The 15,837-nt window shown below is 36.9% G+C and carries 12 protein-coding genes and 3 tRNA genes; 9 read left to right on the forward strand and 6 right to left on the reverse strand.

Features of this window, described 5'->3' with window-relative positions; all coding sequences use genetic code 11:
- Positions 1 to 29: 29 nt before the first annotated feature.
- From DO88_RS08350 to DO88_RS08340, 3 genes are all read right to left on the reverse strand, one after another.
- Positions 30 to 105, reverse strand: a tRNA-Phe gene (locus DO88_RS08350).
- 55 nt (positions 106 to 160) lie between these two features.
- Positions 161 to 236, reverse strand: a tRNA-Thr gene (locus tag DO88_RS08345).
- Between the two features lie 71 nt (positions 237 to 307).
- Positions 308 to 383, reverse strand: a tRNA-Phe gene (locus DO88_RS08340).
- A 338-nt stretch (positions 384 to 721) separates the two neighbouring features.
- On the opposite strand from DO88_RS08340, the gene DO88_RS08335 reads away from it, so the two are divergent.
- Positions 722 to 3,496, forward strand: coding sequence for a hybrid sensor histidine kinase/response regulator (locus DO88_RS08335; RefSeq protein ID WP_033039624.1), 2,775 nt, complete (start codon positions 722 to 724; stop codon positions 3,494 to 3,496).
- 59 nt (positions 3,497 to 3,555) lie between these two features.
- Here the strand turns inward: DO88_RS08335 and DO88_RS08330 are convergent, their stop codons facing one another.
- Both DO88_RS08330 and mutY read right to left on the reverse strand, forming a co-directional pair.
- On the reverse strand, positions 3,556 to 3,828 hold the full coding sequence (locus DO88_RS08330; protein WP_007378389.1) for an oxidative damage protection protein: 273 nt from the start codon (positions 3,826 to 3,828) through the stop codon (positions 3,556 to 3,558).
- Positions 3,829 to 3,861: 33 nt separating this feature from the next.
- A complete protein-coding gene (mutY, locus tag DO88_RS08325; RefSeq protein WP_033039626.1) occupies positions 3,862 to 4,923 on the reverse strand; it encodes an A/G-specific adenine glycosylase in 1,062 nt (353 codons plus the stop codon).
- 161 nt (positions 4,924 to 5,084) lie between these two features.
- On the opposite strand from mutY, the gene trmB reads away from it, so the two are divergent.
- The 4 genes from trmB to arcA all read left to right on the forward strand — a co-directional run bounded on the left by trmB (position 5,085) and on the right by arcA (position 9,846).
- A complete protein-coding gene (gene trmB, locus DO88_RS08320) occupies positions 5,085 to 5,810 on the forward strand; it encodes a tRNA (guanosine(46)-N7)-methyltransferase TrmB (RefSeq protein ID WP_008133787.1) in 726 nt (241 codons plus the stop codon).
- 64 nt (positions 5,811 to 5,874) lie between these two features.
- Complete coding sequence (locus DO88_RS08315) at positions 5,875 to 6,900, forward strand: methyltransferase (RefSeq protein ID WP_033039627.1); 1,026 nt, start codon at positions 5,875 to 5,877, stop codon at positions 6,898 to 6,900.
- A 149-nt stretch (positions 6,901 to 7,049) separates the two neighbouring features.
- Positions 7,050 to 8,654 (forward strand): sensor histidine kinase, encoded by a 1,605-nt coding sequence (locus DO88_RS08310; RefSeq protein ID WP_033039630.1) that lies wholly within the window; start codon positions 7,050 to 7,052, stop codon positions 8,652 to 8,654.
- A 475-nt stretch (positions 8,655 to 9,129) separates the two neighbouring features.
- Positions 9,130 to 9,846, forward strand: a complete 717-nt coding sequence (gene arcA / locus DO88_RS08305) for a two-component system response regulator ArcA (RefSeq protein ID WP_007378395.1) — start codon at positions 9,130 to 9,132, stop codon at positions 9,844 to 9,846.
- A 13-nt stretch (positions 9,847 to 9,859) separates the two neighbouring features.
- Here the strand turns inward: arcA and arcB are convergent, their stop codons facing one another.
- A complete protein-coding gene (gene arcB, locus DO88_RS08300) occupies positions 9,860 to 12,178 on the reverse strand; it encodes an aerobic respiration two-component sensor histidine kinase ArcB (protein ID WP_033039632.1) in 2,319 nt (772 codons plus the stop codon).
- Positions 12,179 to 12,410: 232 nt separating this feature from the next.
- Between arcB and folE2 the strand changes: the two genes are divergently transcribed.
- The 4 genes from folE2 to DO88_RS08280 all read left to right on the forward strand — a co-directional run bounded on the left by folE2 (position 12,411) and on the right by DO88_RS08280 (position 15,821).
- Positions 12,411 to 13,331, forward strand: a complete 921-nt coding sequence (gene folE2 / locus DO88_RS08295; protein ID WP_008133794.1) for a GTP cyclohydrolase FolE2 — start codon at positions 12,411 to 12,413, stop codon at positions 13,329 to 13,331.
- A 115-nt stretch (positions 13,332 to 13,446) separates the two neighbouring features.
- Entirely contained in the window at positions 13,447 to 14,043 is a 597-nt protein-coding gene (locus DO88_RS08290) for a DUF2726 domain-containing protein (protein WP_007378398.1), read from the forward strand.
- A 125-nt stretch (positions 14,044 to 14,168) separates the two neighbouring features.
- Positions 14,169 to 14,876 carry a 5'-methylthioadenosine/S-adenosylhomocysteine nucleosidase gene (gene mtnN, locus DO88_RS08285; RefSeq protein WP_008133796.1) on the forward strand — a complete coding sequence of 236 codons (708 nt, stop codon included), beginning with the start codon at positions 14,169 to 14,171 and terminating at the stop codon, positions 14,874 to 14,876.
- Positions 14,877 to 15,821 carry a cobalamin biosynthesis protein CobD/CbiB gene (locus tag DO88_RS08280; protein ID WP_033039635.1) on the forward strand — a complete coding sequence of 315 codons (945 nt, stop codon included), beginning with the start codon at positions 14,877 to 14,879 and terminating at the stop codon, positions 15,819 to 15,821. It abuts the gene before it with no gap.
- The last annotated feature ends 16 nt before the right edge of the window (positions 15,822 to 15,837 follow it).

The raw sequence follows: 15,837 nt of genomic DNA on the forward strand, positions 1-15,837 counted from the left end.
AATTTTAAAGATTGAGAACTTAAAGTAAATGGTGCCTCGACGCGGAATCGAACCACGGACACGAGGATTTTCAATCCTCTGCTCTACCGACTGAGCTATCGAGGCACATAAACTGTGCTAACTAAAAGTAAAATAATTATTTAACTTTTAGCTTTATAAATGGTGCCGACTAACCGAGTCGAACGGTTGACCTACTGATTACAAGTCAGTTGCTCTACCAGCTGAGCTAAGTCGGCACACAAAACTGTGTGCTAAGGCACGCGTAATAATGTTTAAACTGTTGATTAAACATTATTACTTTAATAAATGGTGCCTCGACCCGGAATCGAACCAGGGACACGAGGATTTTCAATCCTCTGCTCTACCAACTGAGCTATCGAGGCACTTAAACAGTGCTAATTAAAAATCTTAAATGATTTTTAATGCAATTCCCACTCATCTCTACCGACTGAGCTATCTGGGCGTGCGGCGTATTAAACGAGTTTTGCCCTTACAAGTCAACTTTTTTTTTATCCTTTATAACCGTTTGCACGGTTTTCAGCCAACCCCGTACATTTTTTATTAATAATGTTTATTTTTCCTACAACAAAAGTTGATGTAGCATATAAATACACTGAAACCAGACTAAAAACGTAGTGAATTATTTTTTTTAGGTGTTACGATTACTCAGATAAATACGATAAGGACTTATCGTAGTAAAATATACCAACGGGAACAATCAATGCAGAGTAAATATTCTTCGCCGGTAAAGGGCTTACTACCTCTTTTTTTAATCATTAATTTAGTAGTGACATCGCTTGCTATTGTTGCCTATTCACTTTACTCACAAAATCAAACTCATTCTGAAAAAATAGAGCCGTCTATAAATATTGCAGATCTCGCAACTAGGCTTGATTTACCTATGGTCGATGCTTTAACTATGTATGGCCAAGGTAAAGTAAGGCAGTTACTCGATTTAACCTCATTATTAAATAATGACTTTCATTACACTTTGTATCGCTTTAACTCCACTTCACAAACAGAATTAGTATATAGCAGTACCAAACCAGCAATCGCTTCTATTAAACTAAATGAGCACCTAATTGACGATGGTGTTTTACATCACTTACTAATGTTAAACGACCAACCTATTGGAGAGCTTATAATTAAGCAAAAGCAATCCAACCTTTTACTTACCATGCAGAACTCCCAAGTTGTTACCTATCTAATCGCTATTGCCAGTGTTATAGCACTGTTTATATTTGCATTAATGTTTAATGCTTATATAAACAATCGCTTACGTGCAAGCACTGGTTTGCTAACCGAAGAGCTTCAAGCCATCGCTGAGAACGGTAATTACGATAGTAATGTAAGTGAACAACTTGAAATAGGTTTAAATGTTGTTGCGCAAAATATTAATCTGTTGCTACAAAAAGTACAAACGGCAATGACAAATAACGACACAGCCCAAAAAGAGCTACAAAAGCTTCAAAACAGCTTAGAAACAGAAGTGCACAACCGCACACTGGCCCTTGAACAAGCAACGTTAAAGGCCGAACGAGCAAGTGAAACTAAAACAACTTTTTTAGCGACTATGAGTCACGAAATCAGAACACCGATGAATGGTGTTATAGGTACTATTGATTTACTTCGTCAAACAGAGCTTGATGGCGCTCAGCATCGTCTGAGTACCATTATTCGTGAGTCTGCATTTTCTCTACTAAGTATATTGGACGACATTTTAGATTTCTCAAAAATTGAAGCTGGTAAACTCAATATAGACCCAATCCCATTTTCAGTGACTGATACTATTGAAGAAGTTGCTCGAGTGCTCTCCTCCGTGGCAAAAAAACGTGAGCTTGAATTAGAGCTATCTATTGCCCCAGACATTCCGATAAACCTTATAGGTGATACTATTAGAGTACGCCAAGTACTCTATAACTTATGTAGTAATGCAATTAAATTTACTAGCACGGATGAAAAAACGCAGGGCCATGTGAAAATTTCAGTTGAAGTTGCACATAATACAGCCGATCACTTCACTTTACGTTTTTGTGTAACCGATAACGGTAAAGGAATGACGCAAGCTCAATTGCGAGAAATATTCAATCCATTTATTCAAGCAGAAAACTCAATCACAAGAGAATATGGCGGTACCGGTTTAGGCTTATCTATTTGTAAAAGCTTAACAGAGCTAATGCTTGGAACCATACACGTAAACAGCCATATTGGCATTGGTAGTGAATTCACTGTTGAGCTCCCATTTAGCACTTCGGGGAAAATAAAATATGATCACAAAGGAGCATTAAACGCTAAACATATTGTTGTTGTGAGTAATCACCTTGAGCGTCAAAAAGTAATGTATCGTTATTTATCATTTATGGGTGCTAAAATAACGAATGTGTATAATGAGCAGGAAATTGAAGAGCATCAATATGATCCGGATATAATTTGGGTCGTCGACGGTATCGACAATATGGATAAAATTAACGCACTTTTAAGACGTTTGCTTTATTCTTTGGAAGATAATAACCAACAAGTGGTAGTGCTGAGCAAACTAGATGAAGCAGCCATAAATCATAAAAATATTTTTTATATTAATGCAGCTCCATTATGTAAATCTAACTTCATGCTTTCAATACTTGTTGCCGCTGGCCTGCACCAACCAAAACAGATTAAGAAAACTAAAACGCTTAACAACTATTTAAATGTTGAGCAAGCCCGCAAAGCTAACAAACTAATACTACTTGTTGAAGATAACCTCTTAAATCAACAGGTATTAACCGACCAGTTACACATATTGGGTTACGGAGTAGAAGTTGCCAATGATGGCGTAGAAGGCCTTAATATGTGGCGTAAAGGCAATTACTCACTTATTTTAACTGATTTACATATGCCTAAAATGTCTGGCTACGACATGGTTGAAAAAATCCGAGGTGAAGCTGAGTTACTAGAAGCAATCGATGCCCAACCTTATATTGTAGCCGTCACGGCCAATGCTTTAAAAGGTGAGAAAGAGCGCTGTTTAGCAGTAGGTATTAATGATTTCATCACTAAACCCATTGAATTGAATGCATTAGAAAGTACTTTAAAACGCTGGAGCGATAAACAAAACAACGGTAAAAATGTTGTTATTCATCAAAATACCGCTTTACCTGTTGATATGGATGCCGTTGCTAAATATGTAAACGGTGATAAAGCTAAACAAATGCGTTTTTTCAAAATGTATTTAGAACAAAGCCAAAGTTTAATTAAATCTATTAATTCGGGTGTTATGGTAAGTGACTTAAATGAAATAATTGAAGGCTGTCACCAGTTAAAGTCAATATCAAAGACAATCGGTGCGCAAATGGTGGCCGATTTAGCAACGTCATTTGAAGATAAATGTAAGGCTGATGAACTAACAAGTGATGAGCTAATTGATTTAAGAGATAAGTTAGAGATTGAATATTCAAAAGCGGCTCAATTTTTAAAAGAACAAGTGAAAATTGCCGCACAAGACGATGAGCTAATTTAGCTATCGTTTAACAAAATTAAAAAGGGCTGTTAGACAGCCCTTTTTAATTTAAAGTAAAATTACTTTTCTGGAGGTCTATAACCTTCAATTTCTACATCTTTATTTTCAAACAAAAAGCCAACCATCTGCTCTTCTAAAAATATACGATGTTCTGGATCCATCATATTTAAATGCTTTTCGTTAATCAGCATTGTTTGCTTATGTTGCCACTGAGCAAATGCTTCTTTGGAAATATTATTAAAAATCTTTTCGCCAATTTCACCTGGGTATAATTGAAACCCAAGACCTTCTGCTTCTTTTTGTAACTTTTGACAAAATACTGTACGTGCCATAATTAATTCTCTTTAGCGATAAATGCAAACAGTTTAACCTATTGGTGCAATTTGTTTAACCAACTTTTTAGTCGGTGCGGCCAAACCAACTTCTATCGACTGATCTAATGGATACCATATTAACTGTCTGTCATTAACAACATCAGGAATACACTCTATATTCAGTACGTGTGGATTTATCGTTAGTTCAAAATGCGAAAATATATGTGCAAATGGATCAAGCTGTTTTAGCTGAGCCTTAAACCCTTGCTGCGCCATAAATACTTCTAGATCTGCGTACTCAGCAAATTCAAAAAAGCCAAATAACCCCCCCCAAATTCCCGAATTAGGTCGTTTTTCCATTAAAACTTTGTCATTACACTTAATTATTAACTGATGACAGCTTTTTTTAGGCGTTGTTTTTTTAGGTTTTGAATGTGGGAACTCTTTTACCTTGCCTGCATTAAAAGCACCACAGCCTGAGTTTAATGGGCAAGCCTCGCAATCAAACCGACTGCGTGAGCAAACACTCGACCCTAAATCCATCATAGCTTGATTAAACTCGGTAACATTATCTTTAGGCGTTAACTGCTCTGATAAATGCCAAAGCTGGTTTTCGACTTTTTTAACGCCGTACCAGCCCTCAATCATAAAATAGCGCGCTAAAACTCGCTTAACGTTCCCATCTAAAATAGGGTGATGCTGCCCAAGCGACAATGATAAAACAGCCCCTGCAGTAGAGCGCCCTATTCCAGGTAAATCCATTACTTCATCGAGTGTTTTCGGAAACTCACCTTGGTATTTGTCACGCACTATTTTGGCTGTTTCATGTAAGTTACGCGCACGTGCGTAATACCCTAAGCCAGTCCAGTGATGCAGTACTAAGTCTTCATCAGCATCGGCTAAAGCTATGATATCTGGAAAGCTCTCCATAAATTTCTCAAAATACGGAATAACAGTAATAACTTGGGTTTGCTGCAGCATCACTTCAGACACCCACACTTTATAAGGAGTTTTACCTAGTTGCCATGGAAGCGTTTTACGCCCATGAAGGTGATACCAATCAACAACTTGATTAGAAAACCAGTGTGACTGTTCTTTATTTAAATCCAACATTTTTAACTTTTACTGATGCCCAATGGCGGCTCAGTCTATTGCAGTTAACAAAAAGATCAAGCTATACGCGGTGTAAAACCAGCTAATACTTGTGATTGCGGGCTCGGTCAGGGATAATATGCAACCATTTTTAAACACATTGTTTTTGTCAGGCCAATAATATGAGTGAATCAAGCAACACTAACCTTGAGCAAGCTAAGCAAGAAGGTAAATACATCCGCACCATTCGCAGTTTTGTAAAACGCGAAGGTCGATTAACCAAAGGCCAAGCCGCTGCAATCGAAAAATGCTGGCCAACAATGGGCCTAGAGCATAAAAACGGTATGCTTGATTTAAGCGAAGTTTTTGGCAACAACAACGATGTAGTCGTAGAAATTGGTTTTGGTATGGGTAAATCGCTTGTCGAAATGGCAACAAATGCCCCGCATCTAAACTTTATCGGTATTGAAGTACACCGCCCAGGCGTTGGTGCTTGTTTAATGGATGCCGATGAAGCAGGCATTACCAACTTACGTATTTTTGAACACGATGCAGTTGAAGTACTTGCAGATTGTATACCTAATGAAAGCTTAACCACACTGCAATTATTTTTCCCTGATCCTTGGCATAAAAAACGTCATCATAAACGTCGTATTGTACAAGCTGAGTTTGTTGAAAAATTAAGAACTCAATTAAAAATGGGCGGTGTTTTTCACATGGCTACAGATTGGGAAAACTACGCAGAGCATATGCTTGAAGTTATGAAAGTAGCGCCAGGTTTTAAAAACCAATCAGAAACAAACGATTATGTTCCACGTCCCGATTTGCGCCCGCTTACTAAGTTTGAGCAGCGCGGACATCGCCTAGGCCATGGCGTATGGGATTTAATGTTTGAGCGTACTGAGTAATTAAATTTTAATTACTTAATCTCACTTTTAATAAAACTAAACATACTGTAAGGCAAAGCCATTTATGAGCGTATTAACCAACCCAAGTTTACTGTTACTTCGAAATAGCGAGGCACTAACGGGTAAATCTATCTTGGTGGTCAACTTTGTTCAAGATGGCTTTTTAACAGAGCTTAAAGAACTTAACCCGCAAAGCAAAGTAACTGCGTTTAGCTACAACCATGCTAACGGAGAGTTTGCTAAAAACACCAAAGATGTTGATATTCATGTAAGTCACACAATACCTGGTAACGACTACGATTTAGTTATTCTTTACTATCCTAAATCAAAACCAGAATTACTTATGGCACTTGATAATATCCGCTCTGCTATTACTGATGATGCCGAGCTATTGGTGGTAGGTGAAAACAAAAGTGGTGTTAAATCAATTGAAAAACAATTAGCTGGTAAAGCTGAGTTTAGTAACAAGATTGATTCAGCTAAGCACTGCGTTCTTTACTCATTTGCTGAAATAACCAAACACCCACACTTTGATATTACGACCTATCACAAAAAGTTTATTGTTAATGTTGCCGACACTGAGTTTACAGCTATCAGTGTTCCTGGGGTATTTAACCACGGCAGTTTGGATGCAGGAACAAAAATACTACTTGAAAACGCACCAACGATAAAACAAGGTAAAGTGCTCGACTTTGGCTGCGGCGCAGGTTTAATAGCAACCTATTTAGGACTGCAAAACTCAGCCCTTGAGTTTGTCTGTAGCGATGTTAGCGCCTTAGCAACATATGCAACAGAACAAACTTTAAAGCTAAATGGTATAAAAGGCATTGCTATATTAAGCGATGGTCTGAAAAATATTAGCGGAAAATTTGATTTAATTGTAAGTAACCCACCATTTCATACTGGTATTGCAACTGATTACACTGTTGCTGAAACTTTTCTTGCAAACGCAAAATTACATTTGACGAAAGTGGGCAAGCTGAATATTGTTGCTAACAGCTTTTTAAAGTACCCGCCTATTCTAGAGTCTCAATTTGCAGACTATCAAACGGTATTTAAAAATAATAAATTTGCTGTTTATAGTAGCTAATTTAAATATTTAACTGATTGAGCACGTTAAGTGCTCGCGCTAACTTTCGAATAAATATAAGAATTAGCCTCGCTTTTTCCTTCATTTTTCTGCGTCTTTGCTAAACTATAACCTTAACTAATTAAATTAACTCAGGCGACGATCAAACAATGCCTAAAAAAGTACATCAAAGCAGTATTCGCAAAGCGCTAATAAACTTAATTATGCTTATAACAGCTATTTGCTTGTCGTTATCTATTTCTATTTCAACTTATTTAAGTGTTAAAGAACAAAAGCAGTTAATTATTAGCAAACTGGTTATTCTTTCTGAAATTGTTGCTTTTGATGCAGGAAACTCTGTAATAACAAACAATAGAAAAAATGAAGAAAGACGGCTTAAATCGTTTGATAAAATCCCACTTGTTAAAAACATCCATATTTATTCAATAGAAAAAACCTCACAAAAACCAGTTTTTTTTATCAGTTTTAATGCAAAAAAAACACCTCCGGTGCCACTTAGAATAGATAGCATTGACGAATTAGAAACACCACGTATCAACAATGAATATATTGAACTTATACGCCCAATTTTAAATGATGAAAAATTAGTTGGCTACGTTTACATGCGTGGAAGCCTTGAGAGCCTTGATGTATATATAAAACAAAAAATACTAATCGATATATTTTTAACGCTACTAATACTTATTGTGGTGTACTTTATTGCTATAAAAGTACAAAAACGGATTGCAAAGCCAATTGAGCATTTAAACAGACTATTGCAAGACGTATCAAAGAACCATAATTACGACGCACGAGCGCCATCAACCAATGTAAAAGAAATTACCGCGCTTTCTAACAGTTTAAATATCATGCTTGCCCGAACTCAAAAGCAACTTACCCGACACGAAAAAGATAAAGAAGAAATAAAACAATTAAACCTGAATCTAGAAGAAAAAGTAAATCGACGTACTATTGCACTTAGAGAAGCAAATCAAGATCTTTTAACGACACTTGAGCGTATGCACCAGTATCAAACACAAATTGTAGAAAATGAAAAAATGGCCTCACTTGGGCAAATGGTTGCAGGCGTTGCTCATGAGGTTAATACACCGATTGGACTTGGGATCACCGGCTCTACGTTGTTGCGTGATAAACTCGCTGATATAAAACTAAGCTTTGATGATAAAAAACTTACGTCTAACCAATTAAAAAACTTTATAGATGAAGGTATAGAAAATCTTGATTTAATTTATCGTAACTTAAATCGCGCTGCTGATTTAATTTCTAACTTTAAAAAAGTTGCGGTTATCCAAGATGATGGTGACAATACCAATTTAAACATCCATAAGCTTATCAGCGATGTTCTAACATCAATGCAATCAGAGCTTACCGATAAAAACCCTGTCGTTACTATTAATTGTCCTACTGATTTAGCCATACAGAGTAAATCAGAACCGTTACAGCAAATATTTCAACAACTATTACTTAATTCTGTAATTCATGGTTTTTTAGATGCTGAAAACAACGAAATACGCTTTGATATTGAGCTAATCGGGAAACAACTCACTATCGTTTATAGTGACAATGGCCAAGGTGTAGATAACAGTATTAAGCATAGAATTTTTGACCCCTTTGTTACATCTAAAAGAGGGCAAGGTGCAAGCGGTCTTGGAATGCATCTAGTTTATAATTTAGTTACGCAATCACTTGGGGGGCGAATACTCTTTGATCTAGAAGAACAACAGGGTGCACGCTTTATAATTACAATTCCTTAATGGAATATAACTAAAAAGTACATTAATTTAAAATTTAGTCCTTGAATTACTACTTAATGACCACATAAAGAGTGCATGTGGTAAAATACGTAATATTAAATAATTAATACGAAGTCATTTATGAACTTTATCATCTTTGTGATATCACATACATTGATGAAAGGTTAGATGATGATATAATTTCGCTTTGAATTGGTTTGATTATTTTAAGCACTTTTACATAATTGATGGATGTATCGATTATTAAAAGAAAATGGCTTCGACTTTACTATTCAAATGAGTACATCCGTAGATATATCTATTAAACAGTAGTTTTTGCACGGCCCTTTTTAGTAAACTTTGAATACGCTACTGTTTAAAATTTATCCACATTGTTTTTTCTTGTTAACAATTGGATATAATCCTATAATCTCTAGTAATCGGTTTTATGTGTAATACCGATTTTTTTGTAAATAATCCAAAAGGTTAATTAATAATGCAAACGCCAGTCATTCTAATCGTAGAGGATGAAGACGTAACTCGACTAAACCTCGTTAGTTTATTTGAAGCTGAAGGTTACAAAGTTATTGAAGCCATTGATGGCGATGACATGCATGACAAGCTTACAAATAACGATGACGTTAATCTTGTAGTTATGGATATCAATCTTCCAGGTAAAAACGGTCTTATATTAGCTCGTGAATTACGCCAAAAGCGCAAAGTGGGCCTTATCTTCTTAACGGGTCGAGATAACGATGTTGATCGTATCTTGGGGCTTGAAATTGGTGCTGATGATTATATCACTAAACCGTTTAACCCACGCGAACTGACAATTAGAGCGCGTAACCTAATTACACGTACAGCGCTAGGTGGTGAAGAATCAGCACTAGAAACAAATGGTGTTATTACATTTAATGGTTGGGAACTTGATGAAAACAGCCGTTGCCTAACATCTCCCAATGGTGATGCTAAGCGTTTACCTAAAGGTGAGTACAGAGCACTGCGTTTAATGCTTGATTCTCCTGGCCGCATTTTTAGCCGTGAGCAATTAATTAAACACATGACGGGCCGTGAGCTTCGTGCAAACGACCGTACTGTTGATGTTACAATTCGTCGTATTCGTAAACACTTTGAAAGCGACAACTCAACATCAGAGTTAATCAGCACTATCCATGGTGAGGGTTATCGCTTTATTGGTAAAATTGATAGCTAATTAGAACGAACATTTACTCTAATTGCTGTAAAAATAAATGAAGGGCTTGTTGTCCTTCATTTATTTTATCTGCTAGAACATCTAACCATTCGTTTAAAACTTCATCAGTTTCATCAATAGCGCCATATTCCATTACTTTTGCATGAAGTTGCACATCATTTAAACCAACAGATCCAGCGGCTCCTTTAAGCTTGTGCGCTACCGATTTGTACTCTTCTCTATCACCGCTATTTAATGAAGCAAGTAACTCTTGTTGGTATTGTGGGTTTAACTTTTCAAACAACTGACTACTGCGTTTAAATACAACCACTCCCATTGAGTTAACAAAGTCTTCTATTGTCTCAACATCAAGTAAATGAGCATCAATGCCTTTAAGTGCTTCTGCACTCACTTTTAACTGAGGCGCTTTATTCTCTATTTTTTTAATATCAAATAGGTCAGCAAGCATTTTATCAAGTTTCACTGTATTAATAGGTTTAGCAAGTGCTCCTTGTATTGATATTCCCGCAAGCTCTTCTTCTGCGCTTCGAACGTTAGCAGTAAGTGCAACAATCGGTAATTTATCAAAATAACTATCTGCTCGTATCTGCCTAGCTACTTCGTCACCATTTATATCTGGTAATTGCATATCAAGTAAAATTAAATCTAAATCGTCTTCAGTTTCAACAAAAGATAGAGCATCTTCACCTGTTTCGGCCCATAATACTTCGTGTCCTCGCTGCTCTAATAAGTTAGTCGCAATCTCTGCATTGAGCGGCACATCTTCTACCAGTAAAATATGCAGGCTTCGACCAACATAACCTTGTTCCGTTGGAGCAATACAGAGGCTTAACGGTATTTGAACCGTAAAACAACTGCCCTTCCCTTCGGTACTATCGACAGTGATAATACCATTCATAGCACTCACTAAGGCCTTCGTAACAGCAAGTCCTATTCCTGAACCAATTGCATTAGTCCCTTTTATATCTGGTGCTTTATAATACATATCAAATATTCGTGGGAGTTGCTCTTGCGGTATGCCTTGGCCTGTATCTGAAATTTTCATGACTAACCAAGCGCCTTCAGAGCGATTTTCTCTACGGCAAACAAGCTTAACTTCACCTTGCTGAGTAAACTTAACAGCGTTATTAATTAAGTTCCATACAACCTGGCGCAATCGGGTCGGATCTAACTCTGCATATACGTCAAGCACACCATGACGCTCAATATTAAACTTTAGTTCTTTTTGTTCAGCAATAAGCCCAGCAAAATTCACGACGTCATTAATAAAGTCAGAAACATTAATTGAATTAGTGGCTATATCGAGTTGTTCTCTATCTATTTTATCTAAATCTATAATATCGTTAAAAATATTACCTAATGTTTCAGCACTCGAGAAGACTGTATTACACCAACTGCGTTGCTGTTTATTAAGATCCGTATCAAGTAACATCCGAGTTAACCCAACAATACCATTTAGCGGAGTACGTAACTCATGACTCAATGTTGCAATAAACTTCCCTTTATCTTTATATGCTGTTTCAAGTGCTTGCGCGGCTTCTTTTCGGCTGGTGATATCACGGCCAAAGCCAAGTAAACCTATGTAATCGCCCTCATCATTAATAAAAGGAAGTTTACGTAGTTCAAACCAACGAGTTTCACCGTTTACTTCGTAACCAACATCGATAGTTAGGGGTTGATGGTTTTGCTCTACTTCTTTATCGGTTCTTAAAACTTCAGATAGAAAATTACTTGGAAATATTTGCTCAACTGTTTTACCAATAAGCTCACTGCTGGACTTTCCCATTACTTCTTCAAATACTTTATTACATCCAGCAAACACACCATTGTTATCGCGGTAATAAAATAAATCAGGTGATGAGTCAACAATAGAGCGTTGCAACATACTTTGTTGTGCTAACTCTTGCTGTGTTTTTTTACGTTCTGCTATTTCTCGGCGTAACTCTTCAATAGCGCGATGCTTAGCATGAAATGCCATTTTACGTTCATCAATTTCAATATTTAATCGGCTGATATTATCTTTAAGCGTCTGATTTAGTAATTTTTCTTGTTTGGTTGCGCTATCTAAATATGCATATGAGGCGTCTAACTGACGGATTGAATTGAGTAGCACACTAATAATTAGCGGAGACACAACAGCAGCAAAAAAAACCACGGCTAAAATATCAACAAAGTGAAATTCACCTATTGCGACATAATAAAACATGCTCGATAAAATAAGAGATGCGGCTAATAATAAAGAATAACAAATAGCGGCAGTTTTAAACTCACCAAATCGTGTTATTAAGCTGGAAAGTACCCGAACCCAAGGGCTCAAAGAATAATCGGTCATACGTAATTTTATCTCTTAGCGGTGTGCTTAAACATAAGTAAGGCAGTAAAAATTGCTAAACATACTATTTTTGCCGATTTTAGCATTTTTCTATTAGCTATTTTCATGTTGTGCGACAAAAACAGAAAAAATTCATGCTCGAAAGTAAACACTATTAAAGTCCTCATTTCAGGAGATGATTATTTCGTGTAAAATACGACGCCTTATCATTGCAATTAACGAGTAACATACCATGCAAACTAATATGCCCGATATAGCTGACACCGCCCCCGCTTTACAAACAGGTAAATTAGACTGGGTTGGTATGGGTGAAATTGAGCTGCCATTCATTTTCGAATCCCGTGATTTAGCGCCTGTTACTGTTAATGCTAAAGCCCGTGCATTTGTTAACCTTCACAAAGAAGAGGCTAAAGGCATTCATATGTCGCGCCTATTTTTAGCCCTTGATATGTTGTCTACTGAGCAGCAAGTTAACCCTCAAACTATAGCGCAAGCACTCGATACATTTATTACTAGTCACGAAGGCCTGAGCGATAAAGCACAAATTGAATTTAAATTTGAACTACCATTACGCCGTAAATCACTACTAAGTGGTAAAACAGGTTGGAAAAGCTATCCAATTACGCTCACTAGTACACTTGAAAATAACAATATTCATTATGAGCTAACAGTCGACGTTACTTATTCTTCAACCTGTCCCTGTTCAGCGGCGCTTGCTCGTCAGCTGATACAAAATGCATTTAGTGAGAAGTTTAATCAAGAAACACTGAGCCAGAAAGACGTACATGAGTGGCTTGGTACAACGCAAGGTATTGTTGCCACCCCTCACTCACAACGCTCTATTGCTAATGTAAAAGTAAAACTTAATAGCAAAACTGATGAATTTGACGTCGTAAATTTAATAAACATGCTTGAGGAGGAACTAAAAACACCTGTTCAAGCCGCAGTTAAGCGCGAAGATGAACAGGAGTTTGCTCGTTTGAATGGTCAAAACTTAATGTTTTGCGAAGATGCTGCACGTAAAATAAAAGCATTACTTGAACATAATAATTACGCAGATTATTGGCTACAAATAAACCATTATGAATCACTCCATGCCCATGATGCAGTTGCTATTGCAGTTAAAGGGCTCACTAACGGTTATCAAGCTTAACCATAAACTGAATAAAGCATAAAAACGCGATAACAATAAAACCTTAATACACATTATTTAGGCACACTAATTGCTTTAGTTATGCAGTGTCAATTTTTTGTTATGAGGTTACCGTATGGAATTCGCTTTATTATCTATTTTAGTATTAGTTGTGGGTGCGTCTGTTGTTGTATCAAAATTTAGTGACGATGGTGGGAATCCGTATCCATTTACTCGCAAGCAGAGCGTATTTACACAAGTAGAGAGTGCCTTTTTAAGTTTATTAGAACGTGCTGTTGGCGATCAATACAAAATTGTAAGCCGCGTAAAATTAGTCGATGTAATTGATTGTAAAGAAGGCTTATCACCTAAATCTAAACGTGCAGCAATTGCTAAAGCAAAAAATAAACAACTTGATTTTGTATTAATCGATAAAGATAAAATGACTATTGTAGCCGCAGTTGATTTAGTTAATAACGCAAATAAAGATGGCCACAAAGCACAGCGTGATTGGTTTGTTAATGGTGCACTTGAAGCAGCAGGTATTCCTCATATTCGAATGAAAGTAAAGTCGGGATACCGCCCTTCTGAAGTACGCGATGCTATTATGTATAAAATTGGTAAACCTGGCGCCTCTCAAGCAAAACGCCCAATTCGTAATCGTGTTCATAAACCGGCAGTACTATCACCTTCTCAAGCAAAGGCACAAACAACAGCTTTAGCTGAAATTTAGTAATACTCTGAGCTAAACACGTTTCTAAAAGTATTTTAAGCGAGCCGTGAAAACTGCTCGCTTTTTTGTTTTTTATGGCTAACTTCACGTATAATCAAGTCATTCAAACTCAGGAATTAAACATTATGAATGTTGGTATTATTGGCGCAATGGAGCCAGAAGTTAAAATTTTACGCGAAGCTATGCAAAATCCACAAATTTTAACTAAAGCAGGTTTCACTTTTTATACTGGCGAACTAGCTGGCAACACAGTAACACTTGTTCAATCTGGTATTGGTAAAGTGGCATCAACTATTGCAACCACCTTACTTATCGATAACTTTAAACCTGACTGTGTAATTAACACAGGCTCAGCCGGTGGATTCGATCCATCGCTAAGTGTTGGCGACGTAGTCATTTCGTCAGAAGTACGTCACCATGATGTAGACGTCACTGCTTTTGGTTATGAGATTGGCCAAGTACCACAAATGCCAGCAGGCTTTGCAGCTCACCCTAAATTGGTTGAAGCAGCAGAGCAAACAATCGCAAAAATTAGTGATGTTAAAACATTAGTGGGCTTAATTTGTACTGGCGACACATTTATGTGTGACCCTGTACGCATTGATAAAGCACGCAGCGATTTTCCTACAATGCTTGCTGTTGAAATGGAAGGCGCTTCAATTGCACAAACGTGTTTTACGCTTAATACACCATTTGTGGTTATTCGTTCGATGTCTGATATTGCAGGAAAAGAATCACCGCAGTCATTTGAAGAATACCTAGAAACAGCATCAATCAATTCATCTAAAATGGTTGTCGCACTTTTAGAAAAGCTAACGGCAGTATCTCTGTAAATGCTTAGCAATATTGTTCAGAACCATTTGGACTTTATTGCCTTTATTATAGCGCTCTTTGCTGAGCGCTTTATTCCTCTTGTTAGTTGGTATCACCCCAATACAGCGTTAAATGCTGTTTTTAGTGCTATTGGCAAACGTATATACAAAAGCAAAGAACCTAAAAGCTATCAATATTTGGCAGCTATACTCGCAAGCTCACTTATTTTAAGTGTTATTCTCATTATTGTAGTGTTACTACTCGAGTTTGCTTTTTACCCTGAATTACTCGCAGGTCTTATTTTATATTTATGCCTCGAAAGTAAAAGTATTGATAAAAAAGCGCTGCGTATTGCAAAACTAACTAAACAAAATCAAAAATCGACAGCACGCGAATTACTAAAACCACTGCTTGCCCGTGAAGTAAACAGACTTTCATCTGCTGGTATTATCAAAGCATTAATAGAGAGTTTAATACTGCGCACTGCTCGATACTATTTCGTAGTTATATTTATATTTTTAGCTTTTGGCCCCATTGCCGCCCTTGCTTATCGACTACTTACCTTAATACTGCAAGCATGGCGTGGAGATATCTCTCCTAACAGCCCGTTTTTAAAGCCACTTAAAGTAAGTTTGTTTATCATTGAGTTTATTCCTATGCGCTTACTCGCTTTAACTATTGCAGCGAGTAGAGCAAGCAAACAAAGCATGCATTATATAAAGCATTATGGCCGGCACTTTTATCAAACAAATACGGGCTGGCTACTCAGTACATGTTCTGCATCTATTGGGGTACAACTAGGCGGACCAGCTGTTTATTTTGGAACTCGCTTTAATAAAATGCGTATTGGTACTGATAGATTACCCACACCCAATGATGTACCCGTAATAATTAATAGACTGAATCAGGCACGTGTATTTTGGTTGTTAGTGATAGTCAGCATAGAAATATTAAAAGTGATTTAAAGGGCTTAAAATACGA

Source organism: Pseudoalteromonas sp. S3431, from assembly GCF_000690035.1.
GTDB lineage: Bacteria > Pseudomonadota > Gammaproteobacteria > Enterobacterales > Alteromonadaceae > Pseudoalteromonas > Pseudoalteromonas fuliginea.

Coding starts and splice junctions, on each gene's coding strand:
- DO88_RS08335 (WP_033039624.1), top strand. CDS start 722: ATGCAGAGTAAATATTCTTCGCCGGTAAAGGGCTTACTACCTCTTTTT.
- DO88_RS08330 (WP_007378389.1), bottom strand. CDS start 3,828: ATGGCACGTACAGTATTTTGTCAAAAGTTACAAAAAGAAGCAGAAGGT.
- mutY (WP_033039626.1), bottom strand. CDS start 4,923: ATGTTGGATTTAAATAAAGAACAGTCACACTGGTTTTCTAATCAAGTT.
- trmB (WP_008133787.1), top strand. CDS start 5,085: ATGAGTGAATCAAGCAACACTAACCTTGAGCAAGCTAAGCAAGAAGGT.
- DO88_RS08315 (WP_033039627.1), top strand. CDS start 5,875: ATGAGCGTATTAACCAACCCAAGTTTACTGTTACTTCGAAATAGCGAG.
- DO88_RS08310 (WP_033039630.1), top strand. CDS start 7,050: ATGCCTAAAAAAGTACATCAAAGCAGTATTCGCAAAGCGCTAATAAAC.
- arcA (WP_007378395.1), top strand. CDS start 9,130: ATGCAAACGCCAGTCATTCTAATCGTAGAGGATGAAGACGTAACTCGA.
- arcB (WP_033039632.1), bottom strand. CDS start 12,178: ATGACCGATTATTCTTTGAGCCCTTGGGTTCGGGTACTTTCCAGCTTA.
- folE2 (WP_008133794.1), top strand. CDS start 12,411: ATGCAAACTAATATGCCCGATATAGCTGACACCGCCCCCGCTTTACAA.
- DO88_RS08290 (WP_007378398.1), top strand. CDS start 13,447: ATGGAATTCGCTTTATTATCTATTTTAGTATTAGTTGTGGGTGCGTCT.
- mtnN (WP_008133796.1), top strand. CDS start 14,169: ATGAATGTTGGTATTATTGGCGCAATGGAGCCAGAAGTTAAAATTTTA.
- DO88_RS08280 (WP_033039635.1), top strand. CDS start 14,877: ATGCTTAGCAATATTGTTCAGAACCATTTGGACTTTATTGCCTTTATT.